We start from the raw sequence: 17444 nt of genomic DNA, 5'->3' as shown, positions 1-17444 counted from the left end.
CGGCCATCTCCCGTTCGGCGCAGCGCTCTCTTCAACCAAAGGGGACGGAATGAGCAGCACGTACGACTACGTCATCGTCGGCGCCGGATCGGCGGGCTGCGTCCTGGCGGCACGGCTCTCGGAGGATCCCGACGTCAGGGTGGCGCTGATCGAGGCGGGCGGGCCCGACACCGCGCAGGAGATCCATGTGCCCGCGGCCTTCCCGCAGTTGTTCAAGTCCGGCCTCGACTGGGACCTGGACTCCGAGCCGGAACCGGGTCTGGGCGGGCGGCGCGCGTACCTCCCCCGGGGCAGGATGTTCGGCGGCTGCAGCTCCATGAACGCGATGATCTACATACGGGGCAACCGCGCCGACTACGACGGCTGGGCCGCCTCCGGGGCCACGGGCTGGTCGTACGCGGAGGTGCTGCCGTACTTCCGGCGCGCGGAGGACAACGAGCGAGGCGAGGACGCATTCCACGGCGCGGGCGGCCCGTTGACCGTCAGCGAGGGCAGGTCGGCGCATCCGCTCGCCGCGGCCTTCGTGCAGGCGGCTGAGCAGGCGGGACACAAGACGAACCCCGACTTCAACGGAGAGACGCAGTTCGGCGTCGGCCCCTACCAGCTCACCCAGCGCGACGGCATGCGCTGCAGCACGGCCGTCGCCTACCTGCACCCGGCCCTCGAACGCCCCAACCTCACCGTGCTGCCGGAGGTCCGCGCGCACCGCGTGGTCATCGAGGGCGGCGCGGCCAGGGGCGTGGAGGTGGAGCGGGCCGGCGCGGTCGAAGTCGTGCGCGCCGAACGCGAGGTGATCCTCTCCGCGGGCGCCTACGCGTCACCGAAGCTGCTCATGCTCTCCGGGATCGGCCCCGCCGCCGCGCTGTCCGCGCTCGGCATCGACGTCGTACGCGATCTGCCGGTCGGCCAGGGGCTGCAGGACCACTACATGACGCTGCTGAACTTCCGTACCGACGCCGAATCGCTGATGACCGCGGCGAGCCCGGACAACGCCGCGCTGCTCCAGAGCGAGGGGCGCGGCCCGCTGACCTCCAACATCGGGGAGACCGGCGGCTTCTTCGCCAGTCGCGAGGGGCTGGCAGCGCCGGACATCCAGTTCCACGCGGCGCCGGTTCTCTTCCACCAGGAGGGGCTCGGCCTCCCCACCGAGCACGGTTTCGCGTTCGGGCCGTGCGTGCTCGCTCCCACGAGCCGGGGCGCGGTGACGCTGCGTTCCCCGCGGCCCGACGCCGCGCCGCGCATCCTGCACAACTACCTGACGACGGACGAGGACCGGGAGTGCGCGATCGCCGGCGCCCGTCTCGCGCTGGAGATCGCGGAGCAGCGGGCGGTGGCCGACATCGCCACGGGCCCGTACGGCGACGCGCCCGCCTCCCGCTCCGACGCCGACCTGCTCGCGTGGGTGCGGCGCGCAGGGCAGACGCTCTACCACCCGACGTCGACCTGCGCGATGGGCGAGGTCGTGGACCCCGAGCTGCGCGTGTTCGACGTGCCGGGCCTGCGGGTCGTGGACGCCTCGGTGTTCCCGACGGTGCCGCGCGGCAACACCAACGCGCCCACGATCATGGCCGCGGAGAGGGCGGCGGAGTTTGTGGCCGGAGCGGCGTGAGGGGGCCGCGTAACGGGCCGTGTGAGGGGAGCCGTGTGATCCGCCGTTCCGGTTCCGGACGGCTGGAAGCGTGCTCTGTCTCCGGAGCCGTGGCCAACTAGCTTGCTGGCATGGCTGGTTACCTGAGAGACCCCGTGGAACAGGTGGAGATCAGTGATTTCTCGCCGCTCGTGAGGCGGCAGCCGGCGGAGGCGGTGGTGCCGGTTCCCGTCTGCCGTTTCGAGAACGCCCTGGGCGACCGGGCCGCCGAGGTGCTGCTGTCGTTCTGCTCGGAGGAACGGGACCGCTTCGGGCCGGCTCGGCTGAGGGACGGGGCGGGCGGCGGGCCCTCGGACGACTGCCGTTTCCGCATGCTGCCCGTACGCGGCGAAGCGCTCGGCCGCCACCTCGCCGGCTGCCTGCCCCGGGTACGGGAGGCACTCGGACTGTCGGCGGCCCTCACCCACGCGGACATGGCGCTGAACGCGTACGGGAACGGCGGGTACATCGGCCTGCACACCGACGCCTCGAAGGTGCCGGACCCGGCGCACTCGGTGTCGGCGGTCTACTTCCTGCACCGTCGCCCGCGCGCCTTCACGGGAGGGGAACTGCGGCTCTACGACACGGTGGTGAGCGACGGCCGCGCGCGGCGAGGCGGCACGTACCAGGTGGTGGAGCCGGTCCACGACACCCTGGTCTTCTTCCCCGCGACGGCGTTCCACGAGGTGATGCCCACCGCGTGCGCGTCGGGGGAGTTCGCCGACTCGCGCTTCACCTTGAACATGTGGGTGCTGGGCGGGCCGCCGCCCCGGGACGCCGACGCCGTGGCGCGCGATTCCAGTCGCGCCGTCCGGTGGATGGCGGAGGCGGCCGCGGGCGCGCGGCCCGCGGAGGCGAAGGGGGAGGCGGTGCCGCTGCCGCAGCTCGCGTTCACGGGGTGAGGGCGGGGGCCTCGGAGTCCGCCGGGGTCCCGACGTGCGCCCGGGCCACGGTCGCTTCGCGCAGGTCGAGTGCGCGCAGGTCGGGAGGGATGTCCGCGTCCGCTCGGTGCGGCGCCCTGGTCAGTACGGTGTCGAAGCGTTCGAGGCGCTGACCCTCGTACGAGACGTGGCCGTCGAGCACCACCAGGGCGACGGTACCGGCCGGGACCGACGGGCGCCCGTCTCCCCGTACGACGTCGAGGCCGCCCGGAGTGCCGCCGCGCACCATGAGGTTGAGGGCACGCGCCCGGCCTTCGAGGGCGCTCGTGGCCACCTCGGCGTCCCCGGCGAAGGACAGCACCTGGGTGTGCCGCAGGTCGTGCGCGGTCCCCTCCACGGTCAGGCGGAGTGGGCCCTCCGAGGCCAGCATCAGGTGGCGGTCCAGCCCGGGGAACGAGGAGAACGGCCCCGTCTCCTCGATGTCCGCGAGGCTCAGCCGCCACGCGGTCAGCTCCGGCGCGTCCGCTTCCGGCTCCCGGTGGATCTCCCGCGTCCAGCCGGCCCCGTTGGCCCAGCGCCGCGGCGCGAGAGCGGCCATCCGTACGACGGTCGGCTTCGGTGTCGGCGTGGGCATGTCGCGTGCGTCTCCTCTGGATCGGGCGTCCCGGCAGCGGCCGGGAACCGTAGCCACGGTACGCGTGCGCGCTTTCCCGAATTCCCCGGAGGGCATCGCCGCCGCACGCGAGCGGAATCCGGCACGGGAGTCCGCCCGCAAGGATGCCGGGAAAACCGGCTTCGAGCGGGCGGACATCACGCACCTCACCCTCGCGCCGGGGACGTACGGCGGTCTTCCTCAGGGAGAAGCGGCCCGGGAGCCGCACCCGCCTCAGCGGTCCTGGATCCCCCACAGCGGCGAAGGCGTCGAGTTCGCGAACTCCGCGCCGAAGGTGGCCCCCTGCGCCGGCGCTCCCACGTCGCCCGGCGCGAAGGAGATGCCCTTGGCGGTGTCGAGCCCGGACCCCGTACCGGGGAAGGCCCACACCGCGCCGGCGAAGTCGTTCTCGCCCGCGGCGGAGACGGCGAGGTCGGCGCGGCCGTTCTTGTCGAAGTCGAGCAGCCTGGTGTTGGTGCCGAACTCGTCGTTCGCCTCCGCCACTCCGGGCACGCCGGCGGTGTCCTGGCTGAACGCCTGCGCCCCCGTGCCGGTCAGCCCCTTAGCCGAGCCCTTGAGCAGCACGGTCGAACCGGCCTTCTTCTTGCTGCCGATGGCCTCGCCGGGTACGCCGACGGCCAGGTCGTCGCGGCCGTCGCCGGTCACGTCGCCCGCCGCGAGCGAGGCGCCGAACAGGTCGCCCTTCTCGTGCGCGCCCGGCACGCCCGGCGTGGCCTGCGTGAAGGTGGCGGTGCGCTTGCCGAGCCCGGAGGCGGTGCCGTACCGGACCTTCACCGTTCCCGCGTCGTCCCACGGGCCCTCGACGACGCCGCCGGGGGCGACGCGGTAGGCCAGGTCGCCGTGGCCGTCGCCGTCGAAGTCGCCGACGGTCGCGCCCAGTGCCTCGGGGGCGTCGTCGTTCTTCTTCGTCAGGCCCTTCTTGCCGCCGACGAAGAGCGCGCCGGGCCGCGAGCTCTCCTCCATCGCCCGCAGCACGACGACGTCGTCGGCCCCGTCGCCGGTGATGTCGCCCGCCGCGAGGCCGTACGTCTCCGAGTCGCCGTCGGAGAGGTCGACGGCCTGCCGGGAAGCGGGCTTGCCGTCGCGAGTGAACGGCCCGCGCAGGAGCTCGCCCTTGCCGGTGAAGCTGCCCTGGGCGACGAACAGGTCCTGCTTGCCGTCGCCGTCGAAGTCGCCGCCCACCGCGTCGCTGGCGTCCACGGTCCGCACCGCGCCCTTGCCGCTGAGGCCGCCGCCCTTGGCGCCCCACAGGATCACGTGCGCGCCGGCCGACTGCACCGCGAGGTCGGTCACGCCGTCGCCGTCGAGGTCGCGCGCGACCAGGCCGTCGCCGAACCGGTTGCCCGCCTTCGCCTCGCCGGGGACGCCGGGCGTGTTCTGGCTGATGACGGTACGGGTTGAGCGGTCCAGACCCTTGGCCGAGCCGTACACCACCGTGACGTAACCGGCCTTGCCCGAGCCCTCCGGCGCGGCTATGACGAGGTCGTTGTAGCCGTCGCCGTTGAAGTCCTCGCGGAGCCGCTGCTTCTTCGCCGGCTTCGCCGACGCGCCCGTGGCGGAGTGCGCGCTCTGCGCCTGCGCCGCGTCTCTCTCGTCCGGGGCGAGCGGCCCGGCGCCCGCCGTGGTCACGACGGCCCCGGCGATCACCGCGCCGACCCCCGCCGCGAGCGCACCCTTGGTGGCCTTACGCACACAACCTCCCATGATGGAACGTCAAGGAACGGAGCGTTGAACTCCGTACAACAAGATCGGACGCGCGAGGATCGCGATTGGTTGCTACACCGGTGTCGCAGTTGCGGGTCCCGGGCCCCCGACGACAGGTGCGGGCCCCGCGACAAGGCGGAGCCCGCACCGGCCCGGAAGGGGTGACCGCTCGCTCAGGCGGCCGCCGCCCTGATGCGCGCGTGCTGGTGGCGTGTGAGCCGCAGGACGACGAACATCGCGAGGAAGGCCGTGAGCAGCCCTGCCCCATGCGTGAGCAGCTCGCCCACCGCGTACGACTGTGCCGTGCTCGCCTCGGTCGCCTTGGCCCAGCGGATGCCGGCGGTGAACAAGAAGAGGTAGACGAGCCACACCAGCCACCACACGGTGTGCAGCGTCCGCGGCACCCGCGGCGTGCCGGGGCGCCGCTTCCCGCTCGGCGTGGTGGCGCTCGCCCGCCAGACGTCGTTGAGGATCTGCTTCGGCAGGACCAGGTTGGCGAACGGGATGAACCACGCCACCACCGCCATCATCGCCGGATACCGCATGCCGTTGGGCGCGAACGCCTCCGCGTTGAGCCGCATGCGCCGGAACCACGTGAGCCAGAGCAGTGCGACGGCGAAGAGCACCGGCCAGCCGCCGAGGTACAGCATCCCCACGACGCTGCGGAGCCCGCCGAAGCCGTGATCCTCCAGCTCCTCGTCCGGTTCGTAGTAGGTGATCAGGTGGTCCAGCTTCGTCAGCACGATGGCGTCGACCACCAGGAACGCGAGCAGCCACAGCATGAACACGACCAGCGCCGTGTTCAGCCCGATGGTGAGCCCCAGCGCGTTGCGCGCTTCCCGTACGGGGCCGCCTCTCTCCTTCTGCGCGGGAGCGCCGGTCGCCCGCTCTTCGTACGGGCCCGTCCCCGGCGGAGGGGTGCCGGACGGGCCGGTGGGTGGCGGGGTGCCGCCGGGGCCCGCCGGTCCGCCCGCGTACGGGGGGCCGTACGGGGGTGAGGCGAGCGGGCCGTACGGGCCGGGGCCGGGGGAGTGGTGCGGCGTGCTCTGCGGGGCGCCAGGCGGGGTCCCGTACGCCGGGCCCGTCAGCGACGGTGCCGGGCCGAACACGCCGCCGGCGCCGGGCTGTTCGCTCGCCCCGGGCTTTTCAGCGGGCGGGGCTTCGCGATGCGGGCCGCCGTCCGGGTCCTCCTTGTCCAGGAGCTGTACGGCGTGCCGCCCCAGCTCGGCGAACACCTCGCCGGGCAGCCACGCGCGGTTGTCGAGCGCGCCGTCCGTACGGGCCGCGAGGTCGTCCAGCGACGGCCGCGCCGCGGGCTCCTTGGCCAGGCAGGCGGTGACGATGTCCAGCAACTCGCCGTCCAGGCCGCCGAGATCCGGCTCCTCCTCGGCGATGCGGAAGAGCAGCGCGTGCATGCCGCTGTCGGCCGAGCCGAAGGGCATGCGCCCGGTCGCCGCGTACGCCAGGACGGCGCCGAGGCAGAACACGTCGCTCGCCCCGGTGACCCGCTCGCCCCGCACCTGCTCGGGCGACATGAAGCCGGGCGAGCCGACCAGGCCGCCGGTGCGGGTCAGCCCGCCGCCCGACTGCACCGTGGTGTCGAGCGCGCGGGCGATCCCGAAGTCGATGACGCGGGGGCCGTCGATGGTGATCAGTACGTTGGACGGCTTGAGGTCGCGGTGTACGAGGCCCGCGCCGTGCACCGCGCGCAGGGCCTGCGTGAGGCCGGATGCGAGGCCGAGCACGGAGGCGCGGGGGAGCGGGCCGTACTGCTTGTCGACCACCTCGGAGAGCGCGGGCCCCGCCACGTACCCGGTGGCCACCCAGGGCGTCGCCGCCTCGGTGTCGGCGTCCAGGACCGGGGCGGTCCACTCGGTGCGGGTGCCGGCTCCCTGCGGACCGTCGGAGGCGTGATCGGGGGAGCCGACGCGCCGGGCCGCGTTGATCTCCAGCGCGAACCGCTTGCGGAAGTCGTCCTGTTGGGCCAGCTCGGCGCGTACGACCTTCACCGCGACGGTGCGGCCGCGCTCCGAACGGGCCAGGTACACCCGGCCCATGCCTCCCTCGCCGAGGCGGCCCAGCAGGCGGTATCCGCCTATCCGGTCGGGATCCTCGGCGTTCAGCGGCTGCACGTGCGCATCTCTCCCCGTGTCGGTTCCGGGCCCTCGCCCTGCGGGTCTGTGGCTTGGCGGTCTGCGGTCTGCGGTCTGCGGTCGTTGGTCTTCTGTGTCTGCGTCTGCGGTTGGTCGGATCTACGGGTCCTGTGGGGCGGGCGTGGTGGCCCGCATCTCCTGGGACTACGGACGCGCGGGTCGCGGTTCTGCGTTGAGCGGGTTCGGCCTCTACAAGTTTGTCGACGCTGCCGCGCACGGCGGCGGCCGCGCCCCGCGACCTCGTGGATCTTCACACCGAGGATAGGGGGCGAGTACGGCGGTGTGGGCCGGGGGAGGCGGGCGCGGCGCCGCACTCGGCGAGTGTTAACGGCGCGCGGAGCCCGCTTTAACCCGCGGGCGGGGTGGGGTGGTTCGCCGGGGCCTCCGCGGTGGCGCGCGCGGGGTCAGCCCCTGCGGATGTAGTGGGCCAGGCGTGCGCGTGCGTCCTCCGCCGGGAGTCCGAGGGCGCGGCCGACCGCTTCCCATGAGGGCTGGTCGGCCTGTGCGTCGTGGGCCGCTTCCCTGGCGATGTGTCCTGTCGTACGTTCCAGCGCCGCCACTGCCTTCAGCGCGGCAAGGGGAGCCTGCCCGGCCAAGGTGCCGAGCTGCTGCTCCAGTTGGTCCAGGAGCTCTTGCAGGGGAGAGGGCAACGGGACGGTCTGCGCCTCGACTTCCTCGATGTGCCCTTCCCAGTCGCGCTCAGGGCCCGAGGTGTCGTGGTCGTACGCCCGGCGCCTGTCGATCCGGGACCAGTCGAGGGGGTGGGTCGGCGTGCCGCGCCAGCCGCAGGAGCACGCGCCGCGGAGGGCGGCGGCGCGCGGGGCGCCCAGCGTGCCGTCGTACACCCACCATTCGTCGGTCTCGTGGAAGTCGCTGCCGCTGCCCATGTCGAAGCACATCGGCTTGGGTTCGCTCCCGTCCCGCAGGACCGCCGCGGCCCTGCCGTCGTGAAACGCCCCGAACTCCTCGCTCTGCCACCCCATGTCGTCTCCTCGCCTACGGTCGGAACCCATGGTCGGAATCGGACAGGCGGCGCTGTCGGAGCACGCGCGGTCCCGGTTCCGAGAGTGCACGACGGGGAGCGCCGCGGGCGGCCGAATACGCGAAATGGCCCCGGAACGGCCCGTCCCGCATCCCGCGCCCTCCCTGCGTGACCACGGGGCAGGCCCGCGCGCCAAGGGTGGCGCCGGCCGCGAGGCCACTCGCGCAGGGGCGGCCTCCAACACCAGCGAGGGGTCACGGCGTTCAAAGCCCCCTGCTTCGACGCATGTCAACATAGGCGCATGTCGAACGAGGAGACAGTGCAGGTCGCGGGGCTGGGGAACGTGGAGCCCCGCTGGCCGCCGTTGGGCGAGGGGCCGTTGAGTGTCGAGGAGGCGGAAGGCGCGGCGGCCATGTTCAAGGCGTTGGGGGAACCGGTGCGGCTGCGGCTGTTCTCCCTCGTCGCCTCGCACCCCGGCGGTGAGGCGTGCGTGTGCGACATCTCCGACGTCGGCGTCTCGCAGCCCACCGTCAGCCACCACCTGAAGAAGCTGCGCGAGGCGGGCCTGCTGACCTCCGAACGGCGCGGCACGTGGGTGTACTACCGCGTCGCCCCCAGCGTCATGGCCACCATGGCGCAGCGCCTCTCCGCCCTGGGCTGAGCGCCGTCCGCCGAGCGCGTCCGCTGAGCGCCGTCCGCCCTCAGCCGAGCAGCCGCGCGATCTCCCGTACCGCCTCCTTCGCCGGACGGCCGACGCCGACGAGCGTGGCGGAAGCGAGGCCCGTCCAGTCGCCGTAGCCCAGCAGATGCAGGCGCGGCTCCCCGACGGCGCGCGTGCCCCGGGTGCGGATGCGGCCGCGAACATCGCGGAGCCGGAGCGGCGCGAGGTGGTCGAGCGCGGGCCGGAAGCCGGTGGCCCAGATGACGGCGTCGGCGTCCTGGCGTGAACCGTCAGGCCACACCGCCCCGTTGGCGTCCAGCCGCTCGAACATGTCCCTGCGCACGAGAAGCCCCCGGTCGCGCGCCTCGCGCACGGGCGGAACGGCGACGATGTCCCCGAGCGCGGCCACCCCGCCGGTGTCCGGGCGTCCGGCCTCCAGCGCGCGGCGGCGCGCGGCGGCCGCGTCGAACAGCGCCCGCCCGTCGATGTCGTCGGGCAGGTAGCGCGGCGGCCGGCGCGTGACCCAGGTGTGGCCGACGCCGTCGTACGAGGCGAGGTCGGCGGCGATCTGCGCGCCGGAGTTGCCGCCCCCGACCACCAGCACGTGCCGGCCGGCGAAGTCCTTGGGGGAGCGGTAGCCCACGGTGTGCAAGTGGCTCCCCGCGAAGGCGCGTTGGCCCGGCACGGCGGGAACGAACGGCCGCCACCACGTACCGGTCGCGCTCACCACCGTACGGGCGCGCCAGGCACCGGCGTCCGTCTCCACCCGCAGGCGCTCACCGTCGCGGTGCACGCCCCGCACGCGTACGGGACAGCGTACGGGCAGGTCGTAGCGCTGCTCGTAGTCCGCCAGGTAGTCGACGACGTGCGCGGCCCGCGGGTACGGCGCACCGCGCTGGGGCGGCATCGAGCGGCCCGGCAGCGAGGAGAATTCGGCCGGGGAGAACAGGTGCAGCGAGTCCCACATGTGCCGCCAGGCCCCGCCCGGCGAGTCCTGCGCGTCCAGCACGACGAAGTCGAGCTTGCGGCCGCGCGTGCGCTCCAGGCGGCGCAGGTGGTACGCGGCGGCGAGCCCGGCCTGCCCGCCGCCGATCACCACCACGTCCGCCGCGTTTGCACTGGTCATGCGCGCATCCCGGTGGCGCGGGGCGGAGGGTTGAACCGTACGCGTCGCACGTGGAGCACGTGCCGCACACCGGCAGCGGGCCCGTACGTCGTCCGGGCGCGGCGGTCCGGGCGGTGCATGGTCTCTCCGCTCAGCCGACGCCGTGTGCGCCCGCGCGCGACCGCGGCTGACCGGCGAACTTCCGCCGCCAGGCGAGCGATACGTACACCAGGCCCACCAGCACCGGGACCTCGATCAGCGGGCCGACGACGCCGGAGAGCGCCTGGCCGCTGGTGGCGCCGAAGGTGGCGATGGCGACGGCGATGGCGAGCTCGAAGTTGTTGCCGGCCGCGGTGAAGGCGAGGGTGGCGGTGCGGTCGTACGGGAGGCCGATGCCCTTGCCGAGGGCGAAGGTGCCCGCCCACATGACGGCGAAGTACACCAGCAGCGGCAGCGCGATGCGGGCCACGTCGAGCGGCTGCGAGGTGATCGTCTTCCCCTGCAGCGCGAAGAGGATCACGATCGTGAACAGCAGCCCGTACAGCCCGAAGGGGCCGATGCGGGGCAGGAAGCGGCTCTCGTAGCGCTCCCGTCCCATCGTCCGCTCGCCGAGGCGGCGGGTGAGGAAGCCGGCGAGGAGCGGTACGCCGAGGAAGACGATCACGTTGAGGGCGATGTGCCACACGGGCACGTCCAGGCCCTGTCCGTCGCCGAGGCCGAGCCACTGCGGCAGCAGGTCCAGGTAGAACCAGCCCAGCGCGCCGAAGGCGATGACCTGGAAGACCGAGTTGAGTGCGACGAGGACGGCGGCGGCCTCGCGGTCGCCGCAGGCCAGGTCGTTCCAGATGATCACCATGGCGATGCAGCGGGCGAGGCCGACGATGATGAGGCCGGTGCGGTACTCGGGCAGGTCCGGCAGGAAGATCCACGCCAGCGCGAACATCACGGCAGGGCCGACCAGCCAGTTGATCACCAGCGAGGAGGCCATCAGCCTCCTGTCGCCGGTGACGGTGTCGAGCTTGTCGTAGCGGACCTTGGCCAGGACCGGATACATCATGACCAGCAGGCCGAGCGCGATGGGCAGCGAGATGCCGCCGATCTCGACCTTGCTCAGCGCGCTGCCGAGGCCCGGTACGACGCGCCCCAGACCGAGGCCGAGGGCCATGGCGAGCAGGATCCACACGGCCAGGAAGCGGTCGAGGGTGGAGAGCTTGCCGACGACTCCGGACTCGGCCGCTGTCCCGGTTTCGGGCCCGGCCGCTGCGGTTCCGGGCGTGGGGTCGGTTTCGGTACGCGGCACTAGCAGGGCCTCTTCCGGTCGTTCTCGTACGTGGTGCGGGCGGCCTCGGCCAGCTCGGCGAAGGCGCCGGCCATCCCCTCGAGGACGTCGGGCCGCAGCGTGTAGTACGTGAACCGCCCGCACGGCGCGGTCTCCACCACCCCGGCCTCGCGCAGCACCCGCAGGTGGTTGGAGAGGTTGGTCTGCCGCGCGCCGGTCTCCTCCACCAGGTGCGTGGTGCACAGCGTCTCGCGCGCGAGCAGCGCCACGATCCGGAGCCGGAGCGGGTCGGCGAGCACCCGGAGCAGGTCGGCGTCGGGCGGGGACACCTCAGCTTTGGCTGACGTCAGCATGGGCTGATGCTTTCATGTCAGTGTCGGCCGATGCCAGCCGGGGGGGGGCAGCTCTTGTAGGCCTCCGAGACCGCGTACGTGTTCTCGAACATGCGGTAGCGGGGGATCAGACCGTTCTCGACCCGGATGTCGAAGGCGAAGTCGGTGACGATGTCGCGGCCGGTGGCTGCCTGATCGACTGCGTCGTTGGCCGCTTCGGTGTCGTGTCGCGTCATGACGATCACAACTGCGGCTGTGTGCTGGGCATGCCGGGAGCGAGGCCGCTCCACCGCCGCGTGTCGCCAGCGGGGTGCGCGTGGCTCGATCCGGCCGCGACCCGGCTGTGGGGCGGGCGAGGGTGTTACCGTTCCCATAGGCGCCTGCTTACGCCCGTCTCGGGCCGTGGCGCCGAGACCGCCTTCCTGGGCCTTCGTTCCGCCCCTTCTGAGGCAGCGGTCATCGATCATCCGTCATCGGCCCCGCGTGGCCGCGCATGACGCCGATCCCGTACGAGATCACGTACGACACCTCGTACGGACTCCCGTACGGCATCCCGTACGGAGCTGTCGCCGTCGCACCCGTCCCATGGACCGGCTGCCCGGCGATTCAGCGGTTCTCTCCGGCCGCGGGCGTTCGCCCGCCGCGCGGGGCGCTCGGACGAGACGCCCCGACGCCCCGGATTCCCTTCTCTCACCTGCACGTTCACTCTCCGAAAGGTCCTCCATGACCGACATCCTTGAGGCACCCGCCTCACCCGCCACCCCGGACCAGGCGCCGACGCGCGCCGCCCTCAGCGGCGTACTCGACATCGCCCGCGACGGACATGGACTGCTGCGCGGTGCCGGGCTGCTGCCGCACACCGGCGATGCGCGGGTGGCCGCGCCCCTGATCCGGCAACTCGGCCTGCGTACGGGCGACTTCGTCGAGGGAACCGGCGAGCGGCCCCGCGCGTTGACCCGTGCGGAACGGGTCAACGGCCGCGCGCCGCGGGAGCTGCGCCACCGCCCCCGCTTCCACGACCTCACGCCGCTGCATCCGCGGCAGCGCCTCCGGCTGGACGGCCCGGCGGGCGGCGCTGCGGGCGGAGTGGCGGCGCGCGTCGTGGAGTTGCTCGCGCCCGTCGGCAAGGGGCAGCGCGGGCTGATCGTCGCGCCGCCCAAGACCGGCAAGACGGTGCTGCTCCAGCAGCTCGCCGCCGCCGTCGCAGGCAACCACCCGGAGTGCCACCTGATGGTGGTGCTGTTGGACGAACGGCCCGAAGAGGTCACCGACATGCGGCGTTCGGTGCGCGGCGAGGTGTACGCCTCGACCTTCGACCGCACGCCGCAGGACCACACCGCCCTCGCCGCACTCGCGGTCGAGCGGGCGAAGCGGCTGGTCGAAGGGGGTGAGGACGTCGTGATCCTGCTGGACTCGCTCACCCGGCTGTGCCGTGCGCACAACAACGCCGCGTCCGGGAGCGGCCGTACGCTCAGCGGCGGGGTGGACGCCGCCGCGCTGCACGGGCCGAAGCGGCTGTTCGGGGCCGCGCGGCGCACCGAGGAGGCAGGCTCGCTGACCATCCTGGCCACCGCGCTGGTGGACACCGGTTCGCGCGCCGACGACTTCTACTTCGAGGAGCTGAAGAGCACCGGCAACATGGAGCTCCGCCTCGACCGCGCGCTCGCCGCCGAGCGGATCCACCCGGCGGTGGACATCGCCGGATCCGGCACCCGGCGCGAGGAACTCCTCACGCCGGCCGCCGAGTTGGCGACGCTGCGGGCGGTGCGGCGCGCGCTGCACGCGCGGGACGCCCGTACGGGGCTGACGACCCTGCTGGAGAAGGTCCGCGGGACGCCGGACAACGCGTCCTTCCTGCGCGCGATGCGCTCCACGGTGCCCGGCGTGCCCGGCGTGCCCGAGGCGTGAGGTCAGGCTCACGCTGGCTCTCCCTCCGCGTCCCCTTCGGCGCAGGTGGTGGTGGCGCCCGCCGCCGTGTGCGCCGGCCCCCGCGCGGTCTCCCGCGTGTGCTGGTACGTCCACAACTCGCGGAAGAGGCCGGGCGCTTGGGTCAGCTCCGCGAAGGTGCCCTGCTGCACCACGCGGCCCTTGTCCAGCACCACGATGCGGTCCGCGACGGCGACGTTGGTGAGCCGGTGGGTGATCAGCAGCACCGCGCGGTCGCCTGCCATCCTGCGCAGCCCCTGGAAGATCCTGTACTCGCCCAGCGGGTCCAGGTTGGCCGTCGGCTCGTCCAGCACCAGCAGCCCAGCGCTCCGGTGGAACGCCCTGGTGAGCGCGATGCGCTGCCACTGTCCCCCGGAGAGCTCCTGCCCGCCGAGCCAGTCCCGGGCCAGCACCGTGTCGAGCCCCGAACGCAGCCCCGCCACCACCTCGTCGGCCCCGCTGTCCGCGCAGGCCGCGCGCACCGCGTCGTCTCCGCGCTCGGCGGGCTGGCCCAGCGTGATGTTCTCGCGTGCGGTGAGCGGCCATCGCGCGTAGTCCTGCGGTACGAGCGCGACCTGCGACCACATCGCGCCCGGGTCCATCTCGCCCGTCGGCACGCCGTCCCAGGCCACCTTGCCCGCCGTGGGCAGATACAGGCCGCTGACCAGCTTGCCGAGGGTGGTCTTGCCCGAGCCGTTGTAGCCGACGAGCGCGACGACCTCGCCGCGGCGCACGGTGAAGGACACCCCGCGCAGGGCGTCGGCTGCGGCCTCCTCGTACCGGTACACCACATCGTCGACCGCGATCTCGCGCGGCGGCTCGGGGCGGTGCTCGCCGCGGCGCATGCGGTGGCCGCCCGCGTGCGCGAGGAAGTCGGACCAGTCGTCCATGTAGAGCCCGGTGCGCATGGTGCGTGCGCCGCCGGACACCAGGCCGCGCAGCGCCGTGCCCACCGCCTGGAGCGCGAACACCGCGGTGCCCGCGTGCCCCACCGAGATCCGCCCGGTGGCCAGCAGCCACACCACGGCCGCCCATACGAGCGCCGAGGCCAGGCCGCCGCAGGCCGAGCCGAGCAGCGACATGCGCGCGCCGGTGTCGGCCGCAGCGCGGTCGGCCGCGTTGATGCGGGCGGTCACGTGGCGGTAGCGCCCGACGAGGAAGCCCGCCATGGTGCCCGCGCGGATCTGGTCGGCCGCATAACGGTCGGAGACGTGCCAGCGCAGGATGTTCAGCAGCGTCTCGTCGCCGATGGTGCGGAGCTGCGCGAGATAGCGCACGCGCGCTGCGGCGATCTGCGCGAGCGCCTGCGGCAGGCTGGCAAGCGCCAGCAGCGGCAGGAGCACGGGGTGCACGCCGACCAGCACGGCGGCGCCGGCGACGAAGGACGCGGCCGAAGCGATCAGGTCCTGGCCCTGGTTGACCAGGTCCTGGACGGACTGGGCGCCGCGGTCGGCGGCCTCCCTGCGGTGGTTGAAGCCCGGCTCGTCGTACGCGGCGAGCTCCACCTCCGTCGCCACCCGCAACAGCCGCTGCTCGGCCTCGCGGGACATCTGCGGGCCCAGCCGCGAGGAGAGCCAGGCGACGGTGATGCCGAGCAACGCGCGTACCGCGGCGGCCGATCCGAGCATCAGCAGCGAGGGCCAGGCGGCGAGCATCCGCTGTGCGATGTCGCCGCCCGACAGCAGCGCGGTGAGCGTCCCGCTGACCGCCACCAGCCCCATCGCCTGCATGGCGCCCGCCGCGACCTGGCAGGTCAACAGCCCCACCGCGGCCCAGCGGTCCACCTGCCAGGCCAGCGCGACCGACCGGCGCACCAGCGAGGGCAGCCGCTTGGCCATGTCCACGAGCCGGATGCTCCGCCCCGCGGCGGCCTTGCGCCCCGTGGGGTCCGAAAACCGCAACTCCTCGCGCACGGGAGCCTCTTCGCCGGCGGAGGTGTCTTCCGGCCGCACTACTCTGCTGCCCGCTTCTTTCGTACGAGGACTTCGCCCCCTCACCACGTCATCCCCTCCCGCGGAACCTCCGCGACCGGGCCGTGCGGGGGCGTCGGGATGCCCCATTGGGTCCGGGCCAAATGGGCCGCCCGGGTCACCTGCCGGCCGGCGGAGTCTTCTGTGCGGAGGAGCTCGGCAGCCTGTGTGGGGGTGGCTAGCAGGCGTACGAAGGTGTCGCCCGTGGCGGGATCGGGGCGGGCGGGGCCGATGCGGGTGACGGCGGCGGTCAGGCGCATCCGGGCGCGGCCGTCGACCTCCTGCGCCCTGCCGGTCGGGTCGTGCAGCCAGCCCAACGGGAGGACGTCGGGGCCGAGTTCGGCGTTGGCCTCCTCGGCGACCTCGCGGCGCAGCGTGGCCTCCGGGCCCGCGTCCTCGTCCTCGACCGTGCCGCCCGGCAGCATCACCAGCCGCATGCGCGCCTCCGGGTGCCTCTGGAAGACCAGCAGCACCCGGCCGTCCGGCACGAACAGCCAGCCCCACGCCTGCGTGACCGGCAGTCCCTCCGGCACGGGCTCGCCGGGATGCCAGGACCACGCGGGGCCGGAATGCGGCCGTACGTGTACGTCGTGCAGGTCCAGCGGCGGCGGCGTACCCACGTGGCGCCCGGACTCCAGATAGACCGGGCCCGTGCCGCCCAGCCGCGCGCGCAGCGCCGCCAGCATCACGCGCGCGCTCAGCGGGGTGAGCAGTTCGGCGGCGCGCAGCGAGTCGCAGAAGGCGTACTCGGCGATCTCCCCGTCCGCGCAGCGCAGTCGGGCCGCGCGCCCGTCGCTCACGGTGCCGCCGTCGAAGACGGTCATCACGTCTCCGGGGAACCCCAGGTCGCGCAGGGGTTCGCGGTCCTCCACCGCGAACCAGCAGGTGACGAGCAACGCGGCGCGTTCAGGCGCCAGATGCAGTCCGGTCTCCTCATGCACCTCGCGGCGGCAGCCCTGCCAGGGGCTCTCGCCGGCCTCCACGCCGCCGCCCGGCAGCAGCCAGCGTCCGTCGGCGCGGTCGCCGGGCCGCACGATCAGCACGCGCCCCGCCGCGTCGGTGAGCAGCGCGGCGCTGCTCATCCAGACGGTGTGGCGCGATCGCACGTAGGCGGCGGGCGAGAGCGGGGGAGTGGTGGTGGGGGTCGGGGGCGGTACGGAGGGTGTGTCCACGGTGCGTCCTTCCCTGGGGCAGAGGTGTCTGGGGCGCGGCCGTCTACGGGGCCGCGTAGCCGTCGGTGGAGAGCAGTGCGCCGCGCACGAACTGGCCCAGCAGCGCCGCCGTGTAGGGCACGCAGTCCGCCGGCGGGTGCGCCGGGTCGGCCCACACCAGCGCGGCGTGCTTGTGCGGCTCGCGGTTGTAGGGCTCGCCGCGCCACCGCTGGGCGGTGAAGGCGACGCCGAGCCGCTGGCCGCCTTCGGGGCCGCGGTGGTCGATGAGGTGGCAGAACTCCAGGTCACGCGCGCGGATGCGGACCCCGGTCTCCTCGTACGCCTCGCGCAGCGCCCCCTCCTCGACGGTCTCCCCGGCCTCCAGGTGGCCGGAGGGCGGGGCCAGCAGGCCGCTCGCATACACCGCTCCGGCGCGGCGCAGCAGGAGCACCCGCCCGTCGTCCCGGTGCAGGAGCACGAAGAGGTCCACCACACGCGTATGCCGCCCGGTCGTCATGCGGGGCCCTCCCCGGTCTCCGGCCAGCCCATCTCGGTGTAGGACCAGCCCTGCGCGATGCCCTCCAGCGCGGCGCGCGCGTATCCGACGAGCGGGGAGGGCAGCGCGGTGCGCGGGTGCCAGCCCAACTCCCGGCACTTGTCCGGCTCGTTGTTGCGCGGCACGCCCTGCCACCCGTGGACGCGGAAGAAGAGCTGGAGGAGCGGGACCGGCTCCCCTGACGCCCCGGGCTCCAGGAGGTGCACCGTGTGCACCAGCTCCAGCGCGGGCGGGTCCAGGGTGAGCGCCAGCTCCTCGGCGGCCTCGCGTACGGCGCAGGCGCGGGCGCTCTCCGCGTGCTCCACGCGCCCTGCGGGCAGGTGCCAGGTGTCGGGGGCGAACACGGCGCGCGGACCGCGCCGTCCCAGCAGTACGTGCTGGTCGCGTTCGAATAGCAGATGGGCGCCGATGGCGGCGGCGGGCGATCGCACAACTCCTCCTCGT

At 73.6% G+C, this 17444-nt stretch carries 16 protein-coding genes; 4 read left to right on the top strand and 12 right to left on the bottom strand.

What is annotated here, in order from left to right:
- Positions 1-49 precede the first annotated feature (49 nt).
- The gene (locus tag ABEE00_RS21210; RefSeq protein WP_345747176.1) at positions 50-1609 is read left to right on the top strand and encodes a GMC family oxidoreductase; all 1560 of its coding nucleotides are present in this window, start codon (positions 50-52) and stop codon (positions 1607-1609) included.
- A 110-nt stretch (positions 1610-1719) separates the two neighbouring features.
- Positions 1720-2529 (top strand): 2OG-Fe(II) oxygenase, encoded by an 810-nt coding sequence (locus tag ABEE00_RS21205; RefSeq protein WP_345747175.1) that lies wholly within the window; start codon positions 1720-1722, stop codon positions 2527-2529.
- Here the strand turns inward: ABEE00_RS21205 and ABEE00_RS21200 are convergent.
- From ABEE00_RS21200 to ABEE00_RS21185, 4 genes are all read right to left on the bottom strand, one after another.
- Positions 2519-3142: a HutD/Ves family protein gene (locus ABEE00_RS21200; protein WP_345747174.1), complete on the bottom strand. Its 624-nt coding sequence runs from the start codon at positions 3140-3142 to the stop codon at positions 2519-2521. The genes ABEE00_RS21205 and ABEE00_RS21200 overlap by 11 nt on opposite strands.
- Positions 3143-3394: 252 nt before the next feature.
- A complete protein-coding gene (locus tag ABEE00_RS21195; RefSeq protein ID WP_345747173.1) occupies positions 3395-4873 on the bottom strand; it encodes an FG-GAP and VCBS repeat-containing protein in 1479 nt (492 codons plus the stop codon).
- A gap of 185 nt (positions 4874-5058) precedes the next feature.
- Positions 5059-7017: a protein kinase domain-containing protein gene (locus ABEE00_RS21190; RefSeq protein ID WP_345747172.1), complete on the bottom strand. Its 1959-nt coding sequence runs from the start codon at positions 7015-7017 to the stop codon at positions 5059-5061.
- Between the two features lie 425 nt (positions 7018-7442).
- Positions 7443-8021 (bottom strand): hypothetical protein, encoded by a 579-nt coding sequence (locus ABEE00_RS21185; RefSeq protein WP_345747171.1) that lies wholly within the window; start codon positions 8019-8021, stop codon positions 7443-7445.
- Positions 8022-8321: 300 nt separating this feature from the next.
- On the opposite strand from ABEE00_RS21185, the gene ABEE00_RS21180 reads away from it, so the two are divergent.
- Positions 8322-8681, top strand: a complete 360-nt coding sequence (locus ABEE00_RS21180) for an ArsR/SmtB family transcription factor (protein WP_345747170.1) — start codon at positions 8322-8324, stop codon at positions 8679-8681.
- A 40-nt stretch (positions 8682-8721) separates the two neighbouring features.
- On the opposite strand, the gene ABEE00_RS21175 is transcribed toward ABEE00_RS21180, so the two are convergent.
- The 4 genes from ABEE00_RS21175 to ABEE00_RS21160 form a co-directional block, all read right to left on the bottom strand.
- Complete coding sequence (locus ABEE00_RS21175; protein WP_345747169.1) at positions 8722-9807, bottom strand: ArsO family NAD(P)H-dependent flavin-containing monooxygenase; 1086 nt, start codon at positions 9805-9807, stop codon at positions 8722-8724.
- A 130-nt stretch (positions 9808-9937) separates the two neighbouring features.
- Entirely contained in the window at positions 9938-11086 is a 1149-nt protein-coding gene (arsB, locus tag ABEE00_RS21170) for an ACR3 family arsenite efflux transporter (protein ID WP_345747168.1), read from the bottom strand.
- The gene (locus ABEE00_RS21165; protein ID WP_345747167.1) at positions 11086-11418 is read right to left on the bottom strand and encodes an ArsR/SmtB family transcription factor; all 333 of its coding nucleotides are present in this window, start codon (positions 11416-11418) and stop codon (positions 11086-11088) included. The genes arsB and ABEE00_RS21165 overlap by 1 nt, the downstream gene beginning before the upstream one ends.
- Before the next feature lie 17 nt (positions 11419-11435).
- The gene (locus tag ABEE00_RS21160) at positions 11436-11642 is read right to left on the bottom strand and encodes a nuclear transport factor 2-like protein (protein ID WP_345747166.1); all 207 of its coding nucleotides are present in this window, start codon (positions 11640-11642) and stop codon (positions 11436-11438) included.
- A 340-nt stretch (positions 11643-11982) separates the two neighbouring features.
- Here ABEE00_RS21160 and rho point away from each other — a divergent pair, with 340 nt between their 5' ends.
- Positions 11983-13305, top strand: coding sequence for a transcription termination factor Rho (gene rho, locus ABEE00_RS21155; RefSeq protein ID WP_451918638.1), 1323 nt, complete (start codon positions 11983-11985; stop codon positions 13303-13305).
- A gap of 8 nt (positions 13306-13313) precedes the next feature.
- Here the strand turns inward: rho and ABEE00_RS21150 are convergent, their stop codons facing one another.
- The 4 genes from ABEE00_RS21150 to ABEE00_RS21135 all read right to left on the bottom strand — a co-directional run bounded on the left by ABEE00_RS21150 (position 13314) and on the right by ABEE00_RS21135 (position 17431).
- A complete protein-coding gene (locus tag ABEE00_RS21150; protein WP_345747290.1) occupies positions 13314-15224 on the bottom strand; it encodes an ABC transporter ATP-binding protein in 1911 nt (636 codons plus the stop codon).
- A 92-nt stretch (positions 15225-15316) separates the two neighbouring features.
- Positions 15317-16465, bottom strand: coding sequence for an NUDIX hydrolase (locus ABEE00_RS21145; RefSeq protein WP_345747164.1), 1149 nt, complete (start codon positions 16463-16465; stop codon positions 15317-15319).
- Positions 16466-16508: 43 nt separating this feature from the next.
- Positions 16509-16961: an NUDIX domain-containing protein gene (locus ABEE00_RS21140; RefSeq protein WP_345747163.1), complete on the bottom strand. Its 453-nt coding sequence runs from the start codon at positions 16959-16961 to the stop codon at positions 16509-16511.
- Complete coding sequence (locus ABEE00_RS21135; protein WP_345747162.1) at positions 16958-17431, bottom strand: NUDIX hydrolase; 474 nt, start codon at positions 17429-17431, stop codon at positions 16958-16960. The genes ABEE00_RS21140 and ABEE00_RS21135 overlap by 4 nt, the downstream gene beginning before the upstream one ends.
- Between the last annotated feature and the right edge of the window lie 13 nt (positions 17432-17444).

The organism is Streptomyces odontomachicola, from assembly GCF_039605595.1.
GTDB lineage: Bacteria > Actinomycetota > Actinomycetes > Streptomycetales > Streptomycetaceae > Streptomyces.
The sequence above is the reverse complement of the archived record's forward strand: the minus strand, read 5'-3'. Positions and strand labels throughout refer to the sequence as shown.

Coding starts and splice junctions, on each gene's coding strand:
- ABEE00_RS21210 (WP_345747176.1), top strand. CDS start 50: ATGAGCAGCACGTACGACTACGTCATCGTCGGCGCCGGATCGGCGGGC.
- ABEE00_RS21205 (WP_345747175.1), top strand. CDS start 1,720: ATGGCTGGTTACCTGAGAGACCCCGTGGAACAGGTGGAGATCAGTGAT.
- ABEE00_RS21200 (WP_345747174.1), bottom strand. CDS start 3,142: ATGCCCACGCCGACACCGAAGCCGACCGTCGTACGGATGGCCGCTCTC.
- ABEE00_RS21185 (WP_345747171.1), bottom strand. CDS start 8,021: ATGGGGTGGCAGAGCGAGGAGTTCGGGGCGTTTCACGACGGCAGGGCC.
- ABEE00_RS21180 (WP_345747170.1), top strand. CDS start 8,322: ATGTCGAACGAGGAGACAGTGCAGGTCGCGGGGCTGGGGAACGTGGAG.
- ABEE00_RS21175 (WP_345747169.1), bottom strand. CDS start 9,807: ATGACCAGTGCAAACGCGGCGGACGTGGTGGTGATCGGCGGCGGGCAG.
- ABEE00_RS21165 (WP_345747167.1), bottom strand. CDS start 11,418: ATGCTGACGTCAGCCAAAGCTGAGGTGTCCCCGCCCGACGCCGACCTG.
- rho (WP_451918638.1), top strand. CDS start 11,983: ATGGACCGGCTGCCCGGCGATTCAGCGGTTCTCTCCGGCCGCGGGCGT.
- ABEE00_RS21140 (WP_345747163.1), bottom strand. CDS start 16,961: ATGACGACCGGGCGGCATACGCGTGTGGTGGACCTCTTCGTGCTCCTG.